The following is a 24832-nucleotide window of genomic DNA, read 5'->3' as shown; positions in this document are numbered from 1 at the left end:
CGCACGACCTAGGGTCGGCAGGTGATCCAGAACCGCAGCACCAGCACCAGCACCAACACCAGCCTCGGCACCAACCGCAGCACGCCATGATCGGCCACTCCATCGGCGGCGGCACCCTGCACTCCTACAAAGAGACCATCCTCTCCCGCATCCCGGTCTGGTTTTGGCGCGCCATCATGCTGCGCGTCAGCACCGAGGTACACAAGTACAACCTCGAACCGATCGGCACCGTCGACTACCACCACGACTTCGACTACGTGGGTGACGGCATCCGCGACCACCGTCTGGACGTGCTCGTACCGCGGGGCGCTTCCTCGGCCGCGCCGCTGCCGGTCTACGTCTACTTTCACGGCGGCGGCTGGACCAGCGGTGACAAAGACCCGCTGACCAAGTACTGCGCGAGCCAGGCCTCAGAGGGGATGGTCGTCGTCAACGCGAACTACCGCATGGCCACACGGTTTCAGCTGAGCCACATGATGCATGACGGCAACGCCGTACTCGACTGGGTCGTCGACAACATCGCCGACTTCGGCGGCGATGCGAGCCGCATCGTGCTCGGCGGCGACTCCGCCGGGGGACACATCGCCGCCCTGCTGACGGCGGCCACGTACGACTCCGACCTCGCCGAGCACTACGGCATCCGCCCGCGAATCGGTCCGACAGACCTGCGCGGCCTCGTTCAGCACTGCAGCATCGCCGATGTCTCGGTCATGTTCGAGCGCGGTTTTGTGCTCAGCCTCAATTTTCTGCGGATGCTGTTGCCCGAGCGCGGGCGCGGGCTGCACCTGCGCACGGCGGCGCGATTCATGTCCCCGATCGAGTGGCTCGGCAAGGGCTTTCCGCCGGTGTTCGTGAGCACCTCGGAGCGCGACTACTTCTACCGCGCCAACCTCAACTTCATCGCCGCCCTGCGGCGCAAGAGCATCAGGGTCGACACCGTGATCTACGCCCGCAACCGGGTGAATACCCGCCATACCTGGCAGCAGGACTCAAAGCATCCCGAATCACAGGAGGTCTACCGCCGACTCGCCGCCTTCGTGCGTCGAGTCGCGGCCGCGCCGACAGCGAAAGCCGCGCCGACAGCGCCCGCCGCGCAGGCCTCGGCCGTCGCACCGCTGACGATCGTCGTCGCCGTGCCCTGACGGGCGCCCGAACCGACGCCACGAACCCGCACCGGGGCTGACGAACCGGGGCTGGTGACTACGAGGTCGCGCCGGTCGCCGCGAGGGCGCCCCCGAGGCCGATCATCATCACGCCGCCGGTCGCGCCGAGGCGCTCCACCCGTTTCGGCGACGACGCAAACCAGTCCCGGGCCGTGCCGGCCGCGAGGGCCCAGGTGCTGTCGCCGATCAGGGCGAGCACGACGAAGACCAGGCCGAGGGTGGCCAGCTGCAGGGGCACGGCCCCGGCCGAATAGTTCACGAACTGTGGCAGCACGGCCACGAAGAACACGATCGACTTCGGGTTGCTGATGCCTACGAGAAAACCCTCGCGCAGCAGTCGCCAGGGCGACTTGGGCAGCAGGGCCGCGCCGCTGATGCCCGAGGTGGTGCGTCGGTGCCGGATCGCCTGCACGCCCAGATAGATGATGTAGGCCGCTCCGACGAGTTTGACGATCAGAAACAGTACCGCCGATTGGGTGACGAGGGTGCCGAGGCCGAAAGCCACGGCCGCGATCACCGGGATCAGGCCGAGGGCGTTGCCCAGCACGCTCAGCAGGCCGCCGACCCGGCCCAGAGCAAGCGACCGGCCGATCACGAACAGCACCGTCGGCCCCGGCAGCACGACAATTGCGATCGCGGCGAGGGAGAACGCGAGCAGCGTCGGAAGCGAAACCATTCCTGAATCGTAGACCCGCTGGTCACGGCAAGGCCACACCACCCAAATTGCCCATCGCGCACGCGCCCACAACCTGATTGAATCGTCTTCAGATTCCGGCGAGATCGGGGCAGCGAGTTCGGGGCAGCGAGGAGCATCATCATGAGCGACCCACACGAGTCCGTTTCGGCGCCCGCTCCCGGCGGCCCGCTGCATCCGGTACCGTCAGCGGAGGCATCCGCCCCCGTCATCCACAAGGGGCTGGTGGGCGTGGCGGTCGATTACACCGCCATCTCCATGGTCAACTCCGACACCAACTCACTGCTTTATCGCGGCTACCCCGTTCAGGAACTCGCCGCGAACTGCAGCGTCGAGCAGGTCGCCCTGCTGCTCTGGGAGGGCGAACTGCCCAGCCCCGACCACCTCGCCGACTTCGAAGCGCTCGAACGCGCCGGCCGAACGCTCGCCCCCAACGTGCGCCGGGCGATCGACGACCTGCCTCTCACCGCGCACCCGATGGATGTCTGCCGCACGGCGGTCAGTATCATCGGCGCCAACGACCCCCAGGCCGACGACCGCTCGCCGGCCCAGAACCTGCGCAAGGCCCAGCACCTGTTCGCTCAGCTGCCCGCGATCGTTGCCTACGACCAGCGTCGCCGTCACGGGCTGGCGCCGCTCGCGCCGCGCAGCGACCTCGGCTACTGCGAGAACTTTCTGTACATGACCCTCGGTGTGGTGCCCGAACCCAAGGTCATCGACGCCTTCCGGGTCTCGCTCATCCTCTACGCCGAGCACTCCTTCAACGCCTCCACCTTCGCCGCCCGGGTCATCACCTCGACCCTCGCCGACATCTACTCGGCCGTCACCGGGGCGATCGGTGCGCTCAAGGGCGCGCTGCACGGCGGCGCCAACGAAGAGGTCATGCGCACCTTCGGCCAGATCGGCACCCCCGACCAGGTTGAGGGCTGGCTCGACGACACCCTCGCGCACAAGCGCAAGGTGATGGGCTTCGGGCACCGGGTATACAAGCACGGCGATTCCCGGGTGCCCACGATGCACGCCGCGATGGTGACGATGCTCGAACACTACGCCCGGCCCGACCTGCTGCAGATGTACGACCTGCTCGAGGCCGGTATGTTGGCGCGCACCGGCATCAAGCCCAATGTCGACTACCCGACCGGTCCGGCCTATCACGTGATGGGCTTCGACACCGAGACCTTCACACCGATCTTCGTCGCCGCGCGGGTGATCGGCTGGACCGCCCACGTACGGGAACAGACGGCGGCGAACGCGCTCATCCGCCCGCTCTCGGTCTACAACGGTCCCCACCAGCGCGCGGTCCCGGAGCAATTCACGCTCTAGCTGGCTCGACGGCGCCGATAGACGGTCACGGCGGCAGACCCGCTAGCATCGAGCGGTGCACATGTTCTGGCGAACCATCCTCCACTCGATCATTTCCCGCTTCGGGCCGCGCCTTGATCACTTTGAGGTCGCGCGTACCAATTTCGTGACGCTGCCGACCGATCAGGACATCCTGCGGCACATGAACAACGGCGTGTACCTGTCGATCATGGACGTCGCCCGCTTCGACATGCTGCACCGCAACGGCGTCTGGAAGATCTTCCTGGCCCGCGGCTGGTACCCCGTCGTCGTTGCCGAGACGATCAGCTTTCGTAAATCGCTCACCCTCGGCCAGCGGTTCACCGTGGAATCGCGCATCCTCGGGTTCGACGAGAAGGCCGTCTACGTTGAACAGCGTTTCGTGCGACCGGATGCCGAGGGCCGCCCCGAAATTTACGCCCACGGTTTCATCCGCGGTCGCTTTCTGAAACGTACCGGCGGTGTCGTCACGATCGACGAACTGCTGGAGGCGATCGGGGTGGCCCCCGACAACGTGACCGTGCCGCAGTGGCTGCTCGAGTGGAGCGACGACGTCACCATGCCGGCGACGCGCGCCCCCGCTCCGAGCCTCTGGTCTTAGCCGCCCCGCTCCGCCCGCGTATCGAAACCCCGCGAGCCGATCCTCCCGCGGTTTGACGGTCGGCTCGCGCGGTTTCGACCGCTCCTTCGTCGCGCCTCAACCAGCGAGAGCCCACCTGCGCTGGTTGAGCCGCCCCTCTCCCGCTGGTTGAGCCGCCCCTCTCCCGCTGGTTGAGCCGGCGCGCACAGCGCGCCGGTCGAAACCAAGGCGAGCCGATCTTCGGTGCCGGCCCGGGGCATCCGCTCGTGTCAGACGGCCGGTGCCGGCACGAACAGGCCGCGGTAGAAGTCCGAGTGCGCGGTGGAGTAGTGACTCCACTCGGGCAGCGCACGCCCGGCGCGCACGGCGACGAGGCGGTCGAGGTAGTAGTCCCAGCCGGGTCCGACCGTCGCGGCTTCGGCCGCCGTGTGCAGACGCTGGCCGAAGGTGAGGGTGGTCATGCCGTCGCCCTCGACGAGGTGGAACAGCGCGTGCCAGGCCTTGGGGCCGGTGCCGAAATCTCCGGTGAAGCGGTGCGGCGCGACGCACTCGCGAATGTTCACGTACTCCCATTCGGCTTCGGCCTCAGCGGTCATCCGAAACCGCACGGCCCCGGTGGTGGGGGAGCCGGTGTAGGTGCCGATCCACTTCTCCAGCTCGGCCGGGCGGGACAGGCTCGCCCAGACCTTCTCGATGGGCTCGTTGAAGAGCCGATCAAACATGATGTAGAGACCGTCCTCGCGCTGGGCGAGCCGTCCGGTGGGCTTGGCTGTCATGGTGACCTCCGCTGTGAGTGAAACCGCTGCCCGGGTATTTCGGGCCTGATCTCAGGCTATTCCCCTTTGGGGTGCCGTGCCACTTCCGTCGTTCCGACCCGTTTACCTGCGCGTCATGCGCGCCCCTTATACAGGGGAGGCAGCCCACTTACGACCCCCTGGAGGACGAAAGCATGACCGCACCACAGCACGCACCTGCCTCACAGAGTTCTGATCAACCGGCATCATCGCCCCGCCGTCGCACCGCGTTCGGCGCGCTTGCCGCCACGCTCGGCGTCGTGCTCGCGACCGGCCTGATCTCGCCGATCGCACCGGCCGCCGAGGCCGCCGTCGTCGACGCGCCGATCACCTCGTCGAGCGACACCACTCGTCTCGAGCTCAGCCCGATCGGCAGCTATGACACCGGCGTCTTCGACGCATCCGCTGCCGAAATTGTCACCTACCACGCGGGCAGCCAGCGCCTCTTCGTCGTCAACGCCGCGCAGGGCGCCGTCGACGTGCTCGGCATTGCCGACCCGGCCAACCCGGTGAAGCTCACCTCGCTCGCCGCGGAGGGTGTCGCCGTCTCGGGCGGCGACACGATTCCGGCCGGGAGTGCCGCGAACTCCGTCGCCGTGCGCGCTGACGGCCTCGGCGCGGCCGCGATCGAATCGCCGACGAAGACGGATGCCGGCTGGCTCGTCTTCTTCGACGCCAACTCCAACGACCCCGACTCCGCCGTGCTCGGCGCGGTCGAGGTCGGTGCCCTGCCCGACATGGTCAGTTTCTCTGCCGACGGCACGACCGCCGTCGTCGCCAACGAAGGCGAGCCCAACGACGAATTCACCGTCGACCCTGAGGGCAGCGTGAGCGTTGTGGCCCTGCCCACGACCGTCACCGCCCCGGTTCAGGCCGACGTATCGACCGCCGACTTCCACGCCTTCGAAGCGGGCGGCACCCAGACCCTGCACGAGGACGTGCGCGTGTTCGGTCCGACCGTCAACACCGAGTTCCCGGTGTCGGCGAACCTGGAGCCCGAGTATGTCGCGATCGACGCCGACAGCGCGCTCGCCTACGTCGCCCTGCAGGAGGCGAATGCCGTCGCCGTCGTCGACCTCGACACCGCCGAGATCACCGACATCTGGCCGCTCGGCTTTCAGGATCACGGACTCGAGGGCAACGGAATCGATGCGTCCGACCGTGATCCGGAAGACGCCTCGACCATCAACATTCAGACCTACGAGGGCCTGAAGGGCATGTACATGCCCGACGGCATCAACGCCTATTCGGCGACGGATGTTGCCACCGGCACCGCAGACACCTATTTGGTCACAGCCAACGAGGGTGACGCCCGTGAATGGGGCGACTACGTCGAGGGCGTGCGCGCCAAGAGCCTCGGCAAGAAGGGCATCGCACCTGTCTGCGAGACCAGCCCCCTGGCTGACAAGCTCGGCGACGCCGACCTGGGCCGCCTGAACGTGACCACCGCAAACGGCCTCAATGCCGACGGTACCTGCTACGAGGAGCTCTACCCCTTCGGTTCCCGCTCGTTCTCGATTTGGGACACCGACGGCACGCAGCTCTTCGACTCCGGTGACGACTTCGAGCAGATCACCGCCGCCGCCAACCCTGAGTGGTTCAATTCCAACCACAGCGAGTCCAACCTCGAGGGCCGCAGCGAGGACAAGGGCCCCGAGCCCGAAAACATGGCCATCGGTGAGGTCGACGGCCGCACCTACGCCTTCATCGGCCTCGAGCGTGTCGGTGGCGTGATGGTCTACGACATCAGCGACCCGACGAACGCGGTGTTCTCGACCTACATCAACAACCGCGACTTCTCCGTGTCGATGGAGCAGTCCGTGGCTGCCGGTACCGGCGAAGCCGACCTGCTCCGCGCGGGCGACCTCGGCCCCGAGGGCCTGGCCTTCATCTCGGCGGCAGATTCGCCGACCGAGCAGCCGATGCTCGCCGTGGGCAACGAGGTCTCCGGAACGACGAGCATCTTCAGCATCGCCAGCGTCACCCCGCCGTCGGTCGATATTCAGGTTCTGGGCATCAACGACTTCCACGGCCGCATCGAAGAGAACGCCTACAACGAAGAGGCGGGCGCCGCCATTCTCGCGGGAGCCGTCGCCCAGCTGAAGCGTGAGAACCCGAACACCGCGTTCGTCTCCGCCGGGGACAACATCGGCGCGTCGACGTTCACGTCGTTCTCGCAGCAGGACGAACCGACCATTGAGGCGCTTCTGGCCGCCGGGCTCGACGCATCCGTCGTCGGAAACCACGAGTTCGACGGGGGCTTCGCTGATATCAGCGAGCGGGTCACCGAATCGTACGGCGACCCGCGCTATTCCCTCGGCGCGAACGTCTACGAGAGGGGCACCACAAACCCGGTGCTCGACGAGTACTGGATCACCGAGATGGACGGAGTGACCGTTGGCTTCATCGGCACCGTCACCGAGCAGACCGCGTCGATGGTCTCGCCCGACGGCATTGCCGGCATCGAATTTGGCGACCAGCTCGAGGCCGCGAACCGCGTGGCCACCGAGCTGACCGACGGCAACGCCGACAACGGTGAAGCCGACGTCATCGTGCTGCTGACCCACGAGGGCAGCGCGAGCACCGACCCGGCCAGCGCGGTGAACGCGGTGGCCAGCTCGGCCGAGTTCTGCGCGACCATCGAGGCCGAGGACACGCTGTTCGGCGAGCTCGTGCGCGACGCGCACCCGTCGATCAACGCGATCCTCTCCGCCCACACCCACTCGACCTACAACTGCAGCTTTGCTGTTGCCGATCAGGCCGTTGAACGCCCGGTGCTGCAGGGCGGCCAGTACGGCATGAACCTTGATCAGGTCACGTTCACGGTCGACACGAGCGACAACTCGATCACCGCCGTGAACAGCCAGATTCTGAAGCTGCACAACGGCGTGACCGGCAACTACCCGGCTGACACCGACGTTGCGGCACTCGTCGATGCGGCTGCGGTCGCGGCCGATGAGGTCGGTTCCGTCGAGGTCGGCGCCATCAGCGCCGACATCACCCGCGCTCAGGGCGGGGCCGATCGCGGCTCCGAGTCGTCGCTGAGCAACCTGCTCGCCGACATTCAGCTCTGGGCCACGTCCAACGCCGACTTCGGTGGCGAGACCCCGGCCGAGATCGGCATCATGAACCCGGGCGGGGTGCGCGCCGACCTGCTCTACGGCGAGGACGGCAAGGTGACCTACAAGGAGGTCGCCGACGTGCAGCCCTTCGCAAACACCCTCGTCACCGTGGGCCTCACGGGCGCTCAGCTGAAGCAGATTCTCGAAGAGCAGTGGCAGCCGGCAGGCTCCTCCCGGGAGAAGCTGCACCTGGGCCTCTCCGAGGGATTCGACTACGTCTATGAGCCCGCCGCCGCCCGCGGTGAGCGCATCGTGTCGCTGAGCCTGAATGGTGAGCCGATCGACGCGAACCGCGTCTATACGGTCGTCACGAACTCGTTCCTCGCCGCCGGCGGAGACAACTTCGTGACCTTCGCCGACGGTGTTGACCAGACCGACACCGGCCAGGTCGACCTCGCGGCAACCGTCGCGTACTTCGAGGCGTTCGCGCTTGTCGAGCCGGCCGAGATCGGCCGCGCCACGCTCGCCGACACCGACACCGACCCGACCCCGACCACGGTGACCCTGGGATCCACCACGGTCACCGCGGGCCAGCCCGTGTCCGTAACGGTCGAAGGCCTCGATGCCGCACAGCAGATCACGGCAACGCTGCACTCGACCCCGGTGGACCTCGGAACCTTCACGGCGAACTCCGCGGGAACCGCCGCCTTCTCGGTCACGATCCCGGCGAACACGGCTGCCGGGGCTCACACCCTCGTGATCAGCGCAAACGGTCTGCCGTCGATCTCTGCTTCGCTGACCGTCGTCGCTGCCGTGCCGGACCCGGAAACGGACCCCGAGACGGGCACCGACACGGGCACCGACACGGGCACTGACACGGGTACCGAGACGGGCACTGACACGGGTACCGAGACGGGCACGGGCACGGACTGGGCCGACGTCACCCTGGGTGCCGGCGTTGTCCGGGCCGGGCAGCCGCTTGCCATCTCGGTCGACGGCCTCACCGACGGCCAGCAGGTGACGGCAACGCTGCACTCGATCCCGGTGCACCTCGGCAACTTCACGGCGAACGCGGCGGGAGTCGCGAAGTTCAGCGTCACGATTCCGCTGGACACCGCCGCGGGCCCCCACCACATCGTGATCAGCGCTGCGGGTCGCCCCGACATCAGCATTCCGGTCACGATCACAGTCTCGGCCGTCGGCTCAACGACGGAACTGACCACGGCGGGCTTTGAGTTGGCGCCGGCCGCGCTCGCCGCGGGCCTGCTGTTGCTGCTCGGAGGCGCACTGCTCGTCGCGNCGCCGCGGGCCTGCTGTTGCTGCTCGGAGGCGCACTGCTCGTCGCGCGTCGCCGCCGGGGTGCCGCCACCCCCGCGTAACGACCCGCAGCATCCGCTTGCTTCATCATCGGCGAGCCCTTGACGAGCGCGTTCGGTGCCCGGGCGCAGGTTAGATTCGCGGGCGCAGGTTCTATACTGCGCCCGCGAATCTAACCTGCGCCCGGGCGGCCCTGCGCTCGGTGCGGGCGACTCAGGCGGGCGGGGGGAGCGGATTGGTGACCGTGGGGGCGGCGACCTTGGTGACCGCGCGCGCGAGGGCCTCCCGCACGGCGATCACCCCCGGTCGATGGGCGCTCGAGCGCCTGGCCGCGCTGAACAGGGTGCGGTGCGGGGCTCCGGGCAGGTCGAGCAGCCGCAGCGCGGGTGCTTTGCCGGCCCAGACCAGGTCGGGCAGCAGTCCCACGGCGTTTCCCGACTCGATGAAACGAATGTGGGCCATCAGGTCGGCGGTCTCGAACCGCACATCGGGTTCGAACCCGGCCGCCCGGCAGAGCTGGGTGGCCCACTCGCGGCTCGCGGTGCCGCGGGGTTCCATGACCCACGGCAGAGCGGATGCGTCGTGCAGCGAGTCGAGGCCGCGCAGCCGGTCGTACCCGGCCGGGGTGTCGAGGCCGCCCGGCAGGGCTCCGGCCGGGCGCGGCGGGGCCGCGAGGCGCAGGGCATCCGTCGCCAGGTAGACCCGATCGAGATCGGGCCAGTGCGCCCGCGTGTGGCCCGGATACTGCTCGGCCAGCACGAGGTCGAAGTCCCGCGCGGATACCTCGAAGAGTCCGCGCTCCGGCTCACGCTCGGTGATCTCGATGCGTAGGTGCGGAAAGTCCTCGGCGAGGTAGCTGAGCGCCCGGGGGATGAGCGCGTGGGCCGCGGACTGGAACACGGCAACCCGCACGGTGCCCGACACGGTCGTCAGCGACGCGGTGATCTCGGCCTCGGCGCGCTCCAGCCGCTCGAGCAGGTGCGTCGTGTGCTCGACCAGGATCTCGGCCTGCGGGGTCAGCTGCACGCGGCGGCCGACCTTGTGCAGCAGCGGCACACCGACCTCTTTTTCGAGCAGTGCGAGCTGCTGCGACACCGACGAAGGGCTGTACTGGAGTGCCTCCGCAACACCGGCCAGGGTGCCGCGAATCTTCAGTTCGCGCAGCAGACGAAGACGGCGTACGTCCAGCATCCACTCACCTCCCCGCAATCAGTCAGCAACAACTCAGCAACACCAAACAATTCATCAATAATTCTAATGAATACTGTGCATGAACAATCGCTTTTGTTTAACGATCGTGCGGCCACAGACTGGCAAGACACACTGACGTACACACAGGCGCCCACGGCGAACGAAAGGCTAGTCTCGTGACCATGACCAACCCCATTTCTTCCCGCACTCAGCACGACCTGGGCGCCCCCGTTGTTGCCCTGGTGCGCAAGTGGCTGGCCGAAAGTTCAGCAATTCCCACGGATGCCTCCGCCGAGCGACTCGCCGGCGTGCTGAAAGACCCGAACGGTCTCGATTTCACGGTCGGATTCGTCGACGGCGTCATGCGCCCCGAAGACAAGATGGTGGCCGGCTACAACCTGCAGAAGGTCGCCGGTATCGCCCCCGAATTTCTGCCGAGCTACATGAAGGCCGCGATCGGCCTCGGCGGCGTGCTCGGCCCGGTGCTGCCATGGGTCGTCATTCCCGCCGCGCGCACCGTGCTGCGCCAGATGGTCGGTCACCTCGTCGTCGACGCGACCCCCGACAAGCTTGGGCCGGCGATCGCCGCCCTCAGCGCCTCGGGCAACCGCCTCAACATCAACCTGCTCGGCGAGGCCGTGCTCGGCGAGAAAGAGGCCGACCGCCGCCTGGCCGGAACCCGCGCCCTGCTTGAACGCCCCGACGTGGACTACGTCTCGATCAAGGTCTCCTCGATCGCCAGCCAGATCTCGATGTGGGCCTTCGACGAGTCCGTCGAACGCATCGTCGCGCGCCTGACCCCGCTCTTCGAGCTGGCGGCCAACTCGTCGACGACGAAGTTCATCAACCTCGATATGGAGGAGTACCGCGACCTCGACCTCACCATCGCGGTGTTCGAGCGGCTTCTCGACCAGCCCCAGCTCGCGAAGCTCGAGGCCGGAATCGTGCTGCAGGCCTACCTGCCCGACGCTCTCGGCGCCCTGCAGGGCCTCACGCACTGGGCGCAGGGTCGCCGCGCCTCGGGCGGCGCGCCCATCAAGGTGCGCGTCGTGAAGGGTGCCAACCTCGCCATGGAGCACGTCGATGCGGCCGTGCACGACTGGCCGCTCGCGACCTTCGGTACCAAACAGGACACCGACACCAACTACAAGCGCGTGCTGGACTGGGCCTTGACCCCGCAGAACACGGATGCCGTGCGCATCGGCGTCGCCGGCCACAACCTCTTCGACGTGGCCTGGGCGCACCTGCTCTCGGTACAGCGCGGCGTTGACGATCGAGTCGAATTCGAGATGCTGCTCGGCATGGCGACCGGCCAGGCAGCCGCCGTCAGCCGCGACGTCGGCAAGCTGCTGCTCTACACGCCGGTGGTCAACCCGGCCGAGTTCGACGTGGCCATCAGCTACCTGATTCGCCGCCTCGAAGAGAACGCGAGCCAGGAGAACTTCATGTCGGCGGTGTTCGAGCTGACGGCCCAGCCGGCCCTGTTCGAACGCGAGAAGGACCGCTTTCTCGCCTCGCTCGATTCTCTGACCGTGTCGGTGCCGCGCCCCAACCGGCGCCAGGACCGAGCCGCCGCGAGCGAACTGCGGGCCCGCGAACTCAAACTCGCCAACGAGCCGGCCGCGCCGGTCGCCGAAATGGACTCCGACCTGACCGGGCTGCTGCTCGGCCTCACCCGCGGCTCGGTGCCGCTGCACCACGGCTTCCACAACGAGCCCGACACCGACCCGTCTCTGCCGGCGAACCGGGCATGGGCGCGCCGCATCCTGGGCCGGGTGCAGACATCCGATCTCGGCCGCGACACCATCGCCGCCGCCCGCATCGACACGGTCGGCTTTCTTGACGGCGTCATCGACACCGTCGTGCGGGCCGGAACCGTCTGGGGTGCCAAGACCGGTTCCGAACGGGCCGCCGTGCTGCACCGCGCCGGGCTCGCACTGGCCGGCAACCGTGACCGCCTGATCGAGGTCATGGCCGCCGAGTGCGGCAAGACCATCGCCGAGGGCGACCCCGAGGTCAGCGAAGCCATTGACTTCGCCCACTACTACGCCGAACGCGCCAAGGACCTCGACCGCGTGCAGGGCGCCACCTTCGTGTCGTCGAAGCTTGTCGTGGTCACCCCGCCGTGGAACTTTCCGGTCGCCATCATCGCCGGCGGCATTCTTGCCGCGCTCGCGTCGGGTGCGGGCGTCATCGTGAAGCCCGCCACGCTCGCCCAGCGCAGCGGCGCCATCGTCGTCGAAGCGCTCTGGGAGGCCGGCGTTCCGCGCGAGCTGCTCTACCTGGTCGACTTCAAGGACCGCGCGCTCGGCACCCACCTGCTCTCGCACCCGGCCGTCGACCGGGTTATCCTCACCGGTGGCTACGAGACCGCCGAGCTGTTCCGCAGCTTTCGCAGCGACCTGCCGCTGCTGGCCGAGACGAGCGGCAAGAACGCCATCATCGTCACCCCCTCTGCCGACTTCGACCTCGCCGCGGCCGACGTGGTCAAGAGCGCCTTCGGTCACGCCGGCCAGAAGTGCTCCGCCGCGAGCCTGCTGATTCTGGTCGGCTCCGTCGCCCGCTCCAAGCGCTTCATGGGGCAGCTCGTCGACGCCGCCACCTCGCTCAAGGTCGGCTACCCGAGCGACCCGACGAGCCAGATGGGCCCGATCATCGCCCCGGCCGAGGGCAAGCTGCTGCACGCCCTCACCACCCTCGGCGCCGAAGAGGAGTGGCTCGTCGAGCCCACACAGCTCGACGACACGGGCACGCTGTGGTCGCCCGGCATTCGCATGGGAGTCACGCCGGGAAGCTACGCCCACCTCACCGAATTCTTCGGCCCCATGCTGAGTGTGATGCACGCCCGCACGCTGGAGGAGGCCATCCGCCTGCAGAACGCGGTCGACTACGGCCTGACCAGTGGGCTGCACTCGCTCGACGCCGACGAACTGTCGCTCTGGCTCGAGACGATCGAGGCCGGCAACCTGTACATCAACCGCGGCATCACCGGTGCCGTCGTGCAGCGCCAGCCCTTCGGCGGCTGGAAGAAGAGCGCCGTCGGCCCCGGCACCAAGGCAGGCGGTCCGAACTACCTCTACGGGTTCGGCAGTTGGGTCAGCGACCCGGGCCGGAACAGCTCGACGCTGCACCTGCGCGGCCTCGACAGCCACGTGACCGACGTGATCGAGGCCTCCCAGACGGTGCTCGAGTACGCCGACTTCGACGTGCTGCGCCGCTCCGCGGTGAGCGATGCGCTCGCCTGGCGCGAAGAATTCGGCACCCGAAAAGACGTCTCCGGCCTCGGCCTCGAGCGCAACGTGTTCCGCTACCGGGCGCTGCCGGTGACCGTGCGACTCACGGATGCCGGCACCCTCTCGCACCTGCTGCGCGTGCTGGCCGCGGCCACCCTGTCGCGGTCGAAGTTCCACCTGTCGAGCTCGCAGCCGGTGCCGCTCAACGTGCGCGCCGCGCTCGAGGCCCGCGAGGTACCGATTGTCGTCGAGGGCGACGCCGAGTGGCTCGAACGCGCCGCGGCCGGCGGCATCGCGACGACGCGGGTGCGGCTCGTGGGCGACCCGAGGCTCGGGGCCGACGTTGAGGCATCCGCTCTTGCAGCGGCCCTCGGTGGCCGCCCCGACGTGGCGGTCTACAGCCACCCGGTCACCCAGGCCGGCCGGGTCGAGCTGCTGCCGTTTCTGCGGGAGCAGGCCATCTCGATCACCGCGCACCGCTTCGGCAACCCGAGCACGCTCTCGGACGGCCTGATCTAGCGGCTGGGGGACACCCCCGGGTGCGTTCGTTCGTCGGCGCACCCGGGTTGTCGCCGAGCGGGCGCACAGCCGAGCGGGCGTACAGTTGTCCCACGGGTACGGGCCACTATGTTGGGTCAGTACTCGGGGCCGGGCCGTTCATGCCGGGGCAGACCGGTCACAATTCGATAAGGGAATCACAGTTGAATGGAAACGCGACGACTCGGCACAGCAATGTCGCTTTGCTGTCGGTAGCCAGCACCATCGCGCCGCGTGTCACCACCTCGGAAGAGATCGACCGCCAGCTGCAGCCCGTGCTCAGTCGGCTGCGCCTGCCGAAGCGACTGCTACAGCGCGTCGCTGGAGTGCAGGAACGCCGCAATTGGGGTGCCGATCAGGGTTTTGATGACGCCGCGGTCTCGGCCGGACAGCGTGCGCTGGCCCAGGCGGGCATTGACGCCTCGCAGGTCGGCCTGCTCATCAACACGTCCGTCACCCGCAAGCACCTCGAACCATCCGTCGCCGTGCGCATTCACCACGGACTCGGCCTGCCCTCATCGGCGACCAACTTCGACATCGCCAACGCCTGCCTCGGCTTCGTCAACGGCATGACCCTCGCCGCGCAGCTCATCGACTCCGGCCAGATCAAGTACGCGGTCGTCATCGACGGTGAAGACGCCGACGAGATCCAGACCAACACCATCGACCGACTCGGCCGCGAGGGCATCAATCGCACCGACTTCATGAGCGAGTTCGCGAGCCTGACCCTCGGCTCCGGCGCCGCGGCGGCCGTGCTCGGCCCGGCCGATGCGCACCCGGAGGGGCACCGCATGCTCGGCGGCGTGACCCGCGCGGCGACCCAGTTCAACGCCCTCTGCGTGGGCAGCGTTGACGGCATGTTCACCGACGCCCGCGCGCTGCTCAAGGGCGGCATGGAGCTCGTCGTCTCGGCCTGGACCGAGGCGCGCCGCGACTGGAACTGGTCGAACATGGACCGCTACATCGTGCACCAGGTCAGCGACGTGCACACCAACGCGCTGCTCAAGGCGACCGGCATGGACCGCAGCAAGGTGCCGCTGACCTACCCGACCTATGGCAACGTGGGCCCCGCGTCGATCCCGATCACCCTCGCCCAGGAGGCCCCCGGGCTCGAAAAGGGCAACCGGGTGCTGCTCATGGGCGTCGGCTCGGGTCTGAACACCGCGATGATGGAAATCCTCTGGTGACTTCGGTGTCACGCGGTTCCCGGCGTCTTCCGCGGGCGGCCGCCCTGCGCGCCCCGGCGACCCTGCCGCCGACCGGGTTGCCGGGCCTCGTGCCCGAGTTCTCCCGGCTCGTCGAGGTGCCCGAGACCAGCCTCGCGCCCGGTGGCTCGACCCTCGCGCTCACCCGCACCTGGCACCTGCTCGACAACGGGCCAGAGCTGCTCTCGCACGGCAGGCCCATTCTCGGCACCGTGCTGTGCGTGCACGGCAACCCGACCTGGTCGTACCTGTGGCGTGACCTCGTCGCCCAGGCGACGGATGCCGCGGCCAGCGCGGTCGGAGCCGCCGCCGGCCCCGCTGCTCGGGGCGCCTGGCGCGTCATCGCCGTCGACCAGCTCGACATGGGCTTCTCCGAGCGCACCGGGATCGCCCGGCCGCTCGCCCGCCGGGTGCGAGACCTCGCCGACCTCACCGATGCCCTCGGCCTCGAAGGCCCAGTCGTCACCTTCGGGCACGACTGGGGCGGATCCATCTCGCTCGGCTGGGCCGTCGACCACCCGGAGCTGCTCGCCGGCGTCATGCTGCTCAACACGGCGGTGCATCAGCCGGCCGAATTTGCGGTTCCGGCACCGCTGCGCCTCGCTCTGCGCCGCTCGGTACTCGGCACGGCGACCGTCGCGACGCCCGCGTTTCTGGCCACGACGCTCGCGCTGGCGCATCCGTCGCTCGGCGCCGACGTGAAGGCGGCCTACGCGGCGCCCTACCGCAGCGCCGCCCGCCGCGGCGGTATCGGCGCGTTCGTCGCCGACATTCCGGTCGCCCTGACCCATGAGAGCCGTCCCGAACTCGACCGCATCGCCGAGGCGCTGCGCAACCTGACCGTTCCCGCACTCATGCTCTGGGGCCCGCGGGACCCGATCTTCAGCGACCGCTACCTCGACGACCTCGTCGACCGCCTGCCGCACGCCGACGTGCACCGCTTCGAGGGCTCGGGGCACCTCGTGATGGAGGATTCCCCCTACGCGCCGATGGCGCTTGGCTGGCTCGCGGCGCGCGTTTCACCGGGCGCGGGTGCGGCCGTGGACGCTGTCGTGACCGGCAGCGCGGCATCCGCTGCCGCCATCGACCCGGCCACGATCGCCTACCGGCCGCTCTGGCACTTCCTCGACGAGCTGCAGGGCAGCGACGAGACCGCGCTCGTGGACATGAACCCGCTCACCGGCTCCGGCCCGCGTGTCGTGACCTGGCGCCTGCTGTCGCGTCGGGTGCGACAAATTGCCGTCGGCCTCGTGAGCATCGGCGTGAAACCGGGCGACCGGGTCTCGCTGCTCGTGCCGCCGGGCGCCGACCTCACCGCGGTGCTCTACGCCTGCGTGCGCATCGGCGCGATCGTCGTCGTCGCGGATGCCGGCCTCGGCCTGCGCGGGCTGACCCGCGCCGTGCGCGGTGCGCGCCCCGACCACGTGATCGGCGCCGCTCCCGGGCTCGCCGCCGCCCGCGCGCTGGGCTGGCCAGGGCAGAAGATCGCGACCGCCCGCTTTCCGGCCGCCATCGCCCGCACCCTCGGGGTGAAGCACACCCTCGCCTCGCTGATCGCGCTCGGCCGCGCCACCGGGGCCGTGCTGCCGCCGGAGCCCGCACCCACCGACGTGGCCGCGGTGCTGTTCACGAGCGGATCGACCGGCCCAGCCAAGGGCGTCGTCTACACGCACGATCAGCTGTCCAAGGTCGGCTATGCCCTGTTCGCACAGTACGGCGTGGGCCGCGGCACCGGCCTCGTCGCCGGCTTCGCCCCCTTCGCCCTGCTCGGCCCGGCCCTCGGCGCCCGCTCGGTCACCCCCGACATGGACGTGACCTCGCCCAAGACCCTCACCGCCACCGCGGTCGCCGCAGCGGTGGCGGCAATCGACGCGACCGTGGTGTTCCTCTCTCCGGCCGCGCTCGCCAACGTCGTCGCGACCGCCGACGCTCTGACCGCGGCCGACCACACGGCCCTCGCCGGTGTGCAGAGCTTTCTCTCGGCCGGCGCGCCCGTGTCGGAGCCACTGCTCGCCGCCGCCGCCCAGCTGATGCCGGGCGCGACCGCGCACACCCCTTATGGCATGACCGAGGGGCTGTTGATGGCCGACATCACCCTCGAGGGCATCCGCGCGGCCGCTCCGGCCTCTGGCTCGGCCACGACGATGACGGATGCCGCGCCCGGCTCGGTTGCGGGCGCCGGCGGAGTCTGCGTCGGCACGGCGACGGCGACCACGCGCATCCGCATCAGCGCGCTCGACGCTGCTGGGCTGGCTGTCGGTGAGCTGAGCGAAACACCCGGCGTGACCGGGGAAATTGTTGTCTCGGCCCCGCACGTGAAAGACCACTACGACCGGCTCTGGTCGACCGATGCCGCCTCCAAGCGCGGGAGCCTGACGGGGGAGCGCTGGCACCGCACGGGCGACGTCGGGCACCTCGACGCCGCCGGCCGGCTCTGGGTCGAGGGGCGCATGCAGCACCTCATCGTGACCGCTGACGGCGTCGTGACTCCGGTCGGCCCGGAGCAGCGCGTGGAATCCGTCGCTGCGGTCGCGCGTGCGGCCGTCGTCGGCGTGGGCCCGGCCGGCACGCAACACCTCGTCGCCGTCGTCGAGACCGTGGTGGCGGCGCGGCGGGTCGCGCTCGCCGAGCCCGAGCTCGCGGACGCGGTGCGGGCATCCGTCGCCGCCGACGGCGGGCCGAGCCTCGCCGCCGTGCTCGTCGTGCCTCGCCTGCCGACCGATATTCGCCACAACTCCAAGATTGATCGCAGCGCACTCTCGCGCTGGGCGGGCGGCGTGCTCGCCGGTGGCCGGATGCGCCAGCCGTGAAGGTTCTGGTCACCGGAGCGAGTGGGTTCCTCGGCCGCGCGGTCGCCGCCGAGCTGGTCGCGGCCGGGCACACGGTCACCTGCTTCCAGCGCCGCCCGTCGGGGGTGGCCGACGCGACGGATGCACTCGGCTCGATCACCGACGCCGCCCGCGTCGCCGAGGCGGTCGCCGGGCACGACGCGGTCGTGCACCTCGCTGCCAAGGTCTCCCTCGCCGGCGACCCGGCCGAATTCGAAGCCGTGAACGTCGGTGGCACCCGCACCCTCCTGGCCGCGGCGGCGGATGCCGGCGCCTCCCGTTTCGTCTACGTCTCCTCTCCCTCGGTGGCACACGCCGGGGCATCCCTCGTCGGCGCGGGCGCCCTGCCCGCCGACCCGAAGCGCGCCCGCGGCGACTACGCCCGCACCAAGGCTCTCGCCGAACTGCTCGCCCTCGCCGCGGACTCGCCCGCCCTGCGCGTGGTCGCGGTGCGCCCGCACCTGGTCTGGGGCCCCGGCGACACCCAGCTCGTCGCCCGCATCGTGGAGCGCGCCCGCGTCGGTCGACTGCCGCTGCTCGGCCACGGCGCCGCGCTCATCGACACGACCTACGTCGACAATGCCGCTTCGGCCATTCGCGCCGCCCTCGACCGCGTGGACACTGTGCACGGGCAGGCCTATGTGATCACCAACGGAGAACCGCGCCCGGTCGCCGAACTGCTCGCGGGCATGTGCCGCGCAGCGGGGGTGCGGCCGCCCGCGTGGCGGGTGCCGGCATCCGTCGCCCGCGGTGCCGGATCGCTCATCGAAGCGGCCTGGCGGCTGCGCCCCGGCGTCGACGAACCGCCCATGACGAGGTTTCTGGCCGAACAGCTCTCGACCGCGCACTGGTTCGACCAGCGACGCACCCGCGCCGACCTGCAGTGGATGCCCGCGGTCACCCTCGACGAGGGCTTCGCCCGCCTCGAGCGCTCGTACCGCGGCGCTTGAGCCGCCGCGCCCGCCCGCCCCACCGTCCCTCGCGCGGCGCATGGGGCCATTTGTGGCATCTCGTCAGCGAGAAGCCAACAAACGCCCCTTGACCCAGGCTGATCCCTCACGAGACGCCAAAATACGCCCCTTGAACTCGATCCAAGGGGCCTATTTTGGCGTCTCGCGGTACCGCGGGGTGTCCCAAGGGGCCATTGTTGGCATCTCGTCAGCGAGATACCAACAAACGCCCCTTGAATCACTGCGGCGCGGTCAGCGGATGCCAAGGGCCGCGCTCACGACGCGCCGTGCCTCTTCGGGGGCGACGCCGAGTTGCGCGGCACGATCGGCGAAGGCTCGCGCCGCGACCTGCAGGTGCCGCTCGGTCGCGTCGCCGGTCGCCGAGACGAAGGAGCCATTGCGGCCGCGGGTCTCGATGACTTCATCCTGTTCGAGCTCCCGGTAGGCGCGTGCGACCGTGTTCGCAGCCAGACCCAGGTCGGCGGCGAGCTTGCGCACCGTCGGCAGCTTGTCGCCCGCCGCCATCTCGCCCGAACGCACCGCCGCGATGACCTGCGCCCGAAGCTGCTCGAACGGCGGGGTCGACGACTTCGGATCGATGACGAGCATCAGCTCGCCGCACCCCGCGCGAGCGCGTCGGAGTACTCGACAGCAAGGTCCGGCCAGAGCCGGCGCAGATAGTACGTCGTTGCGGCGCGGCGGTTGGAAAGGATCATGAAGGCGACCAACGCAGCGAGAACGCCGAACAGCGTCCACATCATCACGTCGGACAGCCCCGGGAGCGTGCCCAGCGTGAACAGGGTCGCAGCGAGACTCGCCACGCCGATTGTCGCGGGAATCTGCACCATGCTGCGCAGGGTGGCGCCGCGCAGGGCGTCGTCCCAGGCAAGCTCGTCGACGGATGATGCCGGCTGGCCACGTCGCATCAGCGCGCCTCCCGCGAAGTGCGACACCGCGGCGGCGACGACAGCGGCGGCCGCGAGCACTGTCGCGGGGACGAGCGGCCAGAGCCCGAGGGGTGAGGCTGCGAGGGCAGCGCCCAGCGCGAGGGCCGCGACCAGGATCACGACGGGGCTGGCCCACATCTCCCACGGCGACACATAGTCAGTGACGGCGGGAGCCGTCGGCCGGGCGATCCGCGGCTGGTCGGGAACCTGCGCGAACGCTGCCCGCCACTCCACGATTACAACACCGGCGACCGCACCGATCGCGATGATCGCCACCAGCACGATTCCTGACCACTCGGTCGTGGTGCCGGTGATCGACCAGAAGCCAATGCCGACCACTGCGGTCATCGCCCCGATCGTGTAGCCGCGCTCATGAGCGGTGATGCGCCGGGTCACTGCCGGCTCGATTTCAGGGGTCAGGGCCAGGCCCGCCTCACGGGCGAAGCGTTCGAGTACCCGCCGCTGTGGTCCGGAACGAAAACTGCGGGCCAGTTTCATTCCGAAACCGGCGAGCACGATCACGACAACCGAGAGTGTGAACCAATCCATGGGAGCCCCCTACCTTTGTACTGTGTTTGTACCAAGGTAGCACTGCGCCGCGCACTGTGCGGCAGCGGATGACGCGGGTCAGGCCCTGGCGTGCTGCCTGAGGGCATCCGTCACCAGGGCGAGGGCCTCGTCGGGGCCGACACCGAGTTCGTGGATGCGCACGGCGAACGCCGTTGCCGCGAGTTGGGCGTGCCGCACTGCCGTATCGCCGGTCGCGGCGATGTACGAACCGGAGCGGCCGCGGGTCTCGATGACGCCGTCGCGCTCGAGTTCACGGTAAGCGCGGGCAACGGTGTTCGTGGCCAGGCCGACGTTGTCGGCGAGACCGCGCACGGTCGGCAGCCGGGTGCCGGGTTCCAGCCGGCCCGAGCGCACCGCATCGAGTATCTGCAGGCGCACTTGTTCGAATGGCGGGGTCGCCACGAGCGGATTGATATTGAGAAAGGTCTCTGGCACGGGCACTCCCTGGGACGGCGACTTCGCCAGTGTGCCAAGACTCGGCACTTGGCGCAAGCACCATTCTGACCGAATATGCGTCACCCGAACGGGGGGCGCGCCGGTTCGAACCTGAGCAGTCGCTCGGTAGGCTCGCTGAATGACGTTGTCCGAACCCTGGCTGGCCGCCTGGTCGACCGCCTGGTCTACCCTCCTGGGGCTCTGGCCCACCCTGCTCGGCGTCGTTCTGCTGGTGGTGCTCGCGGGCCTCGTGCTGCGCGGCTACCGCACGCAGCATCCGTGGGCCCCGGCCTTCGCCCTGCTGCGCGGAACCCTGCAGCTGGCGGCGATCAGCCTGGTTCTCAGCGGAATTATCACTAACCCGCTGTGGGTTGGTGTCGGCCTCGTTGTGATGTTCACCGCCGCGGTCGTGACCGTGACTCGGCGCATCGGCACGAGTCGGCAACACGTCGCCTGGGTCGCCGCGGCGATGGGGGCCGGCGTCGGCGCGACGCTCACGATCGTCTTCACCACCGGGGCGATCGAATTCTCCCCGCGCTATGTGCTCGCGATTGGCGGCATCATCATTGGCAACGCCATGTCGATCGCGACCCTGAGCGGCCGCCGCTTTCGGGAGGGAGTCTCTGAGCACTGGGACGAGGTCGAGGGGTGGCTGGCGCTCGGAGCTCGGCCGCGGCAGGCGACCCGCGAACTCGCCCGTCGGGCGGTGTACTTCGCCATGATCCCGTCGACCGATCAGACTAAGACGACCGGGCTCGTCACCCTGCCCGGAGCTTTCGTGGGCGCGATCTTCGGTGGTGCGTCACCGCTCGAGGCCGGACGGTTTCAGATCGTGGTGCTCGCCGGCATCCTCTGTGCCGGATCGATCGCCGCGGTCACGCTGCTGCACCTGCTCGCCCCGGTGCGCCACAAACCGGTGGCGCAGATGGCCTGACTGTAGCAGCGGCCGCCGCGGCGATTTCGTGCGTCTACTCCGTCGCGCGGTGAATCAGCCGCGACAGCACGATCGCGCTGCGGGTGTGGTCGACGTTCGGTGCCAGCCGCACCTTCTCCAGTGCGGCCTCGAGCGCCGGAATGTCCCGAGCTCGAATGTGCACCATCGCGTCGGCGCTGCCGGTGATCGTGCCGGCTTCGACGACCTCCGGCACGCCGGAGAGGATGCGCAGCAACTCGTCGGGGGCGACCGTGCCACGGCAGAACAGCTCGACGTAGGCCTCGGTGCTGAGCCCGTCGACGGCCGGGTCGACCTGAATCGTGAAGCCGCGAATCACCCCGTCGCTCACGAGCTTGTCCACCCGACGCTTCACGGCCGAGGCGGATAGCCCGACGACCCCGCCGATATCGCCGTACCCCGCACGCGCATTGCGGCGAAGCAGGTCAAGGATTCCGCGATCGAGGTTGTCCATTCAGCGAGTCTAGGCGGGACGGTGGATATTCGTTGCGCAAACATCCGTCACGACGCAGAAAAAGTGCGCAACCCGGCGTGAAACGTCGATTCAGGCTGTGTGAGACTGAGAACGGCGTCCCGTCAGTTTCTGCCGGGCTCTCGTGAGCGACCTGGTCCGCCATTCACCCCGATGACGGATGCCGCGCATCCGTTTCCGAAGGAGACCGCATGTCGACCACACTCGACGAACTCGCCACGCCCAGCGTGCCGGTTCGCACCCCCCTGAAGCGCACGGTGCTGATGTGCAAGCCGACGCACTTCACCGTTGTGTACCGCATCAACCCGTGGATGGACCCGGCGCTGCCGACCGACACCGCGCTCGCCGTGGCCCAGTGGCAGACCCTCTACGACACCTACATCGGCCTCGGCTACGACGTGCATCTGATCGACCCGATCGCGGGCCTGCCCGACATGGTCTACGCGGCCAACGGTGGCTTCGTCATCGACAACGTGGCCTACGGCGCCAAGTTCACCCACCCCGAGCGCCAGCCCGAAGGCCCCGCCTACATGGAATGGTTCGGCGCGAACGGCTTCGACGTGCGCGACCCCGCCGAGATCAATGAGGGCGAGGGCGACTTTCTGCTGGTCGGCGACGTCATTCTCGCCGGCACCGGATTTCGCAGCGCCTCCGACAGCCACGCCGAACTGGCCCGCATCTACAACCGCCCGGTGATCACGCTTACCCTGATCAACCCAAGTTTTTACCACCTCGACACCGCGATCGCGGTGCTCGATTCCGGCACCCCCGATGGCGGCGGCGAGATCGCCTACCTGCCGAGCGCCTTCGACGAGGCCAGCCTCGCCGTGCTGCGTGAGCGCTTTCCGACCGCGATCATCGTCTCCGAAACGGATGCCGCGATCCTCGGCTTGAACAGCTATTCCGATGGCTACAACGTCGTGATTGCCTCCCGCGCGGTCGGCTTCGAGCAGCAGCTGCGCGAACGCGGCTTCAACCCCATCGGCGTCGACCTGTCCGAGCTGCTGCTCGGCGGCGGCGGCGTCAAGTGCTGCACCCTCGAGCTGCGGAGCTGATGATGACCATTCCCCTGACCCACGCCGACGCCGCCGAAGCGCAGCCGACATCCGCTGCGCAAGCGTCGCTTATCGGCCTCGAAGCCGAACACGCCGCCCACAACTACCACCCGCTGCCGGTCGTCGTCGCCACCGGCGACGGGGCCTGGGTGACCGACATCGATGGTCGCCGTTACCTCGACTGCCTCGCCGCCTACTCCGCCGTGAACTTCGGGCACTCCAACCCGGTGCTGCTGGGCGCGGCGCGAGCGCAGCTCGGCCGCATCACCCTCACCAGCCGCGCGTTCTACAACGACCAGCTCGGCCCCTTCGTGACCGCGCTGGCGAAGCTCGCCGGCAAAGACATGGTGCTGCCCATGAACACCGGCGCCGAAGCGGTCGAATCCGGCGTCAAGGTCGCCCGCGCCTGGGGCTACCGGGTCAAGGGCGTCGCCCCCGACCGCGCCAACATCATCGTGGCCGCCGGCAACTTTCACGGCCGCACGACGACGATCATCAGCTTCTCCGACGACGAAACGGCCCGCAAGGACTTCGGACCCTTCACCCCCGGATTCCGCACCGTTCCCTACGGTGACGCGGAGGCCCTCGAGGCCGCGATCGACGAGAACACCGTCGCCGTGCTGCTCGAGCCGATCCAGGGTGAGGCCGGCATCGTCGTGCCGCCGGCCTCGTACCTGCCGGCCGTGCGCGAGATCACGACCCGCCTGCGCGTGCTCTTCATCGCCGACGAGATCCAGTCGGGGCTCGGCCGCACCGGCTCGACCTTCGCCTGCGACCTCGTGGGAGTCGTGCCCGACCTGTACCTGCTCGGCAAGGCCCTCGGCGGCGGCATTGTGCCCGTCTCGGCGGTTGTCGGCAACGTCGACGTGCTCGGGGTGCTGCACGCCGGCGAGCACGGCTCGACCTTCGGCGGCAACCCGCTCGCGGCCGCGGTCGGCCTCGCCGTCGTGCGGATGCTCGAGACCGGCGAATACCAGAAACTCGCCCGCCAGCGCGGTGCGCGCCTGCACGCCGGTCTCAGCGAACTCGTCGGCCACGGCGTCATCGCGGTGCGCGGCGCCGGACTCTGGGCCGGTATCGACATCGACCCGGCACTCGCTCCGGGCCGGGTCGTCTGTGAGGCCTTGCTCGCCCGCGGGGTGCTGGCGAAAGACACGCACGGCTCGACGATTCGGCTCGCGCCGCCGCTCGTTGTCAGCGACGAGGACATCGACTGGGCCGTCGCCCAGCTCGGCGCCGTGCTCACCGAGCTCGGCGCCTAGCCCCGCCCCGGCATCCGCTCGCATGGCACCCGGCGCTCAATCGAGCCGGGGCAGGTGGCTAATTCAGGAGATCCGTCGCCGGGTTGACGCTCGACCGCTGTATTCCGCGGGCAGCGTGGCCGGGCAGGCGTGGATCTCCTGAATTCGCCACCCACGCGGGCGGCGCAGCCACCCACGCGGGCGGCGCAGCCACCCACGCGGGCGGCGCAGTCACCGGGCGGGCGGCGAGCGGGGCCAGGGTGAC

Annotated in this window: 19 protein-coding genes; 11 read left to right on the top strand and 8 right to left on the bottom strand. The window is 69.1% G+C overall.

Annotated features, from left to right (window positions below):
- Positions 1–86: 86 nt before the first annotated feature.
- Positions 87–1142 (top strand): alpha/beta hydrolase, encoded by a 1056-nt coding sequence (locus E3T55_RS10470; RefSeq protein ID WP_241993003.1) that lies wholly within the window; start codon positions 87–89, stop codon positions 1140–1142.
- Between the two features lie 58 nt (positions 1143–1200).
- On the opposite strand, the gene E3T55_RS10465 is transcribed toward E3T55_RS10470, so the two are convergent.
- Positions 1201–1839 (bottom strand): LysE family translocator, encoded by a 639-nt coding sequence (locus tag E3T55_RS10465; protein WP_134519516.1) that lies wholly within the window; start codon positions 1837–1839, stop codon positions 1201–1203.
- Between the two features lie 141 nt (positions 1840–1980).
- Between E3T55_RS10465 and E3T55_RS10460 the strand changes: the two genes are divergently transcribed.
- Positions 1981–3180 carry a bifunctional 2-methylcitrate synthase/citrate synthase gene (locus E3T55_RS10460; protein ID WP_134519515.1) on the top strand — a complete coding sequence of 400 codons (1200 nt, stop codon included), beginning with the start codon at positions 1981–1983 and terminating at the stop codon, positions 3178–3180.
- 61 nt (positions 3181–3241) lie between these two features.
- Positions 3242–3799: an acyl-CoA thioesterase gene (locus tag E3T55_RS10455; protein WP_134519514.1), complete on the top strand. Its 558-nt coding sequence runs from the start codon at positions 3242–3244 to the stop codon at positions 3797–3799.
- 248 nt (positions 3800–4047) lie between these two features.
- On the opposite strand, the gene E3T55_RS10450 is transcribed toward E3T55_RS10455, so the two are convergent.
- Positions 4048–4554, bottom strand: coding sequence for an SRPBCC domain-containing protein (locus E3T55_RS10450; protein WP_134519513.1), 507 nt, complete (start codon positions 4552–4554; stop codon positions 4048–4050).
- Between the two features lie 173 nt (positions 4555–4727).
- Here E3T55_RS10450 and E3T55_RS10445 point away from each other — a divergent pair, with 173 nt between their 5' ends.
- Positions 4728–9056 carry a choice-of-anchor I family protein gene (locus E3T55_RS10445; RefSeq protein WP_194092217.1) on the top strand — a complete coding sequence of 1443 codons (4329 nt, stop codon included), beginning with the start codon at positions 4728–4730 and terminating at the stop codon, positions 9054–9056.
- Positions 9057–9164: 108 nt separating this feature from the next.
- On the opposite strand, the gene E3T55_RS10440 is transcribed toward E3T55_RS10445, so the two are convergent.
- Positions 9165–10142 carry a LysR family transcriptional regulator gene (locus E3T55_RS10440; protein WP_134519512.1) on the bottom strand — a complete coding sequence of 326 codons (978 nt, stop codon included), beginning with the start codon at positions 10140–10142 and terminating at the stop codon, positions 9165–9167.
- Positions 10143–10324: 182 nt separating this feature from the next.
- On the opposite strand from E3T55_RS10440, the gene E3T55_RS10435 reads away from it, so the two are divergent.
- From E3T55_RS10435 to E3T55_RS10420, 4 genes are all read left to right on the top strand, one after another.
- Positions 10325–13894: a proline dehydrogenase family protein gene (locus E3T55_RS10435; RefSeq protein ID WP_134519511.1), complete on the top strand. Its 3570-nt coding sequence runs from the start codon at positions 10325–10327 to the stop codon at positions 13892–13894.
- A 140-nt stretch (positions 13895–14034) separates the two neighbouring features.
- The gene (locus E3T55_RS10430; protein WP_134519510.1) at positions 14035–15099 is read left to right on the top strand and encodes a 3-oxoacyl-ACP synthase III; all 1065 of its coding nucleotides are present in this window, start codon (positions 14035–14037) and stop codon (positions 15097–15099) included.
- Positions 15096–17927, top strand: coding sequence for an alpha/beta fold hydrolase (locus E3T55_RS10425; protein ID WP_241993002.1), 2832 nt, complete (start codon positions 15096–15098; stop codon positions 17925–17927). Before E3T55_RS10430 ends, E3T55_RS10425 begins: the two co-directional genes overlap by 4 nt.
- Positions 17924–18895 (top strand): NAD-dependent epimerase/dehydratase family protein, encoded by a 972-nt coding sequence (locus E3T55_RS10420; protein WP_134519509.1) that lies wholly within the window; start codon positions 17924–17926, stop codon positions 18893–18895. Before E3T55_RS10425 ends, E3T55_RS10420 begins: the two co-directional genes overlap by 4 nt.
- Before the next feature lie 252 nt (positions 18896–19147).
- Here the strand turns inward: E3T55_RS10420 and E3T55_RS10415 are convergent, their stop codons facing one another.
- The 3 genes from E3T55_RS10415 to E3T55_RS10405 all read right to left on the bottom strand — a co-directional run bounded on the left by E3T55_RS10415 (position 19148) and on the right by E3T55_RS10405 (position 20847).
- A complete protein-coding gene (locus E3T55_RS10415) occupies positions 19148–19504 on the bottom strand; it encodes a GntR family transcriptional regulator (protein ID WP_134519508.1) in 357 nt (118 codons plus the stop codon).
- Positions 19504–20391 (bottom strand): hypothetical protein, encoded by an 888-nt coding sequence (locus E3T55_RS10410; protein WP_134519507.1) that lies wholly within the window; start codon positions 20389–20391, stop codon positions 19504–19506. Before E3T55_RS10410 ends, E3T55_RS10415 begins: the two co-directional genes overlap by 1 nt.
- A 78-nt stretch (positions 20392–20469) precedes the next feature.
- Positions 20470–20847 carry a GntR family transcriptional regulator gene (locus E3T55_RS10405; RefSeq protein WP_174775460.1) on the bottom strand — a complete coding sequence of 126 codons (378 nt, stop codon included), beginning with the start codon at positions 20845–20847 and terminating at the stop codon, positions 20470–20472.
- A gap of 139 nt (positions 20848–20986) precedes the next feature.
- Here E3T55_RS10405 and E3T55_RS10400 point away from each other — a divergent pair, with 139 nt between their 5' ends.
- The gene (locus tag E3T55_RS10400; RefSeq protein WP_134519506.1) at positions 20987–21781 is read left to right on the top strand and encodes an ABC transporter permease; all 795 of its coding nucleotides are present in this window, start codon (positions 20987–20989) and stop codon (positions 21779–21781) included.
- 34 nt (positions 21782–21815) lie between these two features.
- Here the strand turns inward: E3T55_RS10400 and E3T55_RS10395 are convergent, their stop codons facing one another.
- Positions 21816–22253 (bottom strand): Lrp/AsnC family transcriptional regulator, encoded by a 438-nt coding sequence (locus tag E3T55_RS10395; RefSeq protein ID WP_119975032.1) that lies wholly within the window; start codon positions 22251–22253, stop codon positions 21816–21818.
- Positions 22254–22462: 209 nt separating this feature from the next.
- On the opposite strand from E3T55_RS10395, the gene ddaH reads away from it, so the two are divergent.
- Both ddaH and rocD read left to right on the top strand, forming a co-directional pair.
- Positions 22463–23326 (top strand): dimethylargininase, encoded by an 864-nt coding sequence (gene ddaH, locus E3T55_RS10390; protein WP_134519505.1) that lies wholly within the window; start codon positions 22463–22465, stop codon positions 23324–23326.
- A gap of 2 nt (positions 23327–23328) precedes the next feature.
- Positions 23329–24588, top strand: a complete 1260-nt coding sequence (gene rocD, locus E3T55_RS10385) for an ornithine--oxo-acid transaminase (protein ID WP_134519504.1) — start codon at positions 23329–23331, stop codon at positions 24586–24588.
- A gap of 58 nt (positions 24589–24646) precedes the next feature.
- On the opposite strand, the gene E3T55_RS20605 is transcribed toward rocD, so the two are convergent.
- The coding region (locus tag E3T55_RS20605; protein WP_206751383.1) for a hypothetical protein at positions 24647–24832 on the bottom strand (186 nt) is incomplete at its 5' end.

This window comes from Cryobacterium frigoriphilum (genome assembly GCF_004403305.1).
GTDB classification, from domain to species: Bacteria; Actinomycetota; Actinomycetes; order Actinomycetales; family Microbacteriaceae; genus Cryobacterium; species Cryobacterium frigoriphilum.
The sequence above is the reverse complement of the archived record's forward strand: the minus strand, read 5'-3'. Positions and strand labels throughout refer to the sequence as shown.

Excerpts from the sequence above, each read along its gene's own strand:
- E3T55_RS10400 (WP_134519506.1), top strand. The coding sequence starts at position 20,987 with ATGACGTTGTCCGAACCCTGGCTGGCCGCCTGGTCGACCGCCTGGTCT.
- E3T55_RS10395 (WP_119975032.1), bottom strand. The coding sequence starts at position 22,253 with ATGGACAACCTCGATCGCGGAATCCTTGACCTGCTTCGCCGCAATGCG.
- E3T55_RS10455 (WP_134519514.1), top strand. The coding sequence starts at position 3,242 with ATGTTCTGGCGAACCATCCTCCACTCGATCATTTCCCGCTTCGGGCCG.
- E3T55_RS10450 (WP_134519513.1), bottom strand. The coding sequence starts at position 4,554 with ATGACAGCCAAGCCCACCGGACGGCTCGCCCAGCGCGAGGACGGTCTC.
- E3T55_RS10430 (WP_134519510.1), top strand. The coding sequence starts at position 14,035 with ATGCCGGGGCAGACCGGTCACAATTCGATAAGGGAATCACAGTTGAAT.
- ddaH (WP_134519505.1), top strand. The coding sequence starts at position 22,463 with ATGTCGACCACACTCGACGAACTCGCCACGCCCAGCGTGCCGGTTCGC.
- E3T55_RS10410 (WP_134519507.1), bottom strand. The coding sequence starts at position 20,391 with ATGGATTGGTTCACACTCTCGGTTGTCGTGATCGTGCTCGCCGGTTTC.
- rocD (WP_134519504.1), top strand. The coding sequence starts at position 23,329 with ATGACCATTCCCCTGACCCACGCCGACGCCGCCGAAGCGCAGCCGACA.
- E3T55_RS10460 (WP_134519515.1), top strand. The coding sequence starts at position 1,981 with ATGAGCGACCCACACGAGTCCGTTTCGGCGCCCGCTCCCGGCGGCCCG.
- E3T55_RS10435 (WP_134519511.1), top strand. The coding sequence starts at position 10,325 with ATGACCAACCCCATTTCTTCCCGCACTCAGCACGACCTGGGCGCCCCC.
- E3T55_RS10470 (WP_241993003.1), top strand. The coding sequence starts at position 87 with ATGATCGGCCACTCCATCGGCGGCGGCACCCTGCACTCCTACAAAGAG.
- E3T55_RS10440 (WP_134519512.1), bottom strand. The coding sequence starts at position 10,142 with ATGCTGGACGTACGCCGTCTTCGTCTGCTGCGCGAACTGAAGATTCGC.
- E3T55_RS10415 (WP_134519508.1), bottom strand. The coding sequence starts at position 19,504 with ATGCTCGTCATCGATCCGAAGTCGTCGACCCCGCCGTTCGAGCAGCTT.
- E3T55_RS10465 (WP_134519516.1), bottom strand. The coding sequence starts at position 1,839 with ATGGTTTCGCTTCCGACGCTGCTCGCGTTCTCCCTCGCCGCGATCGCA.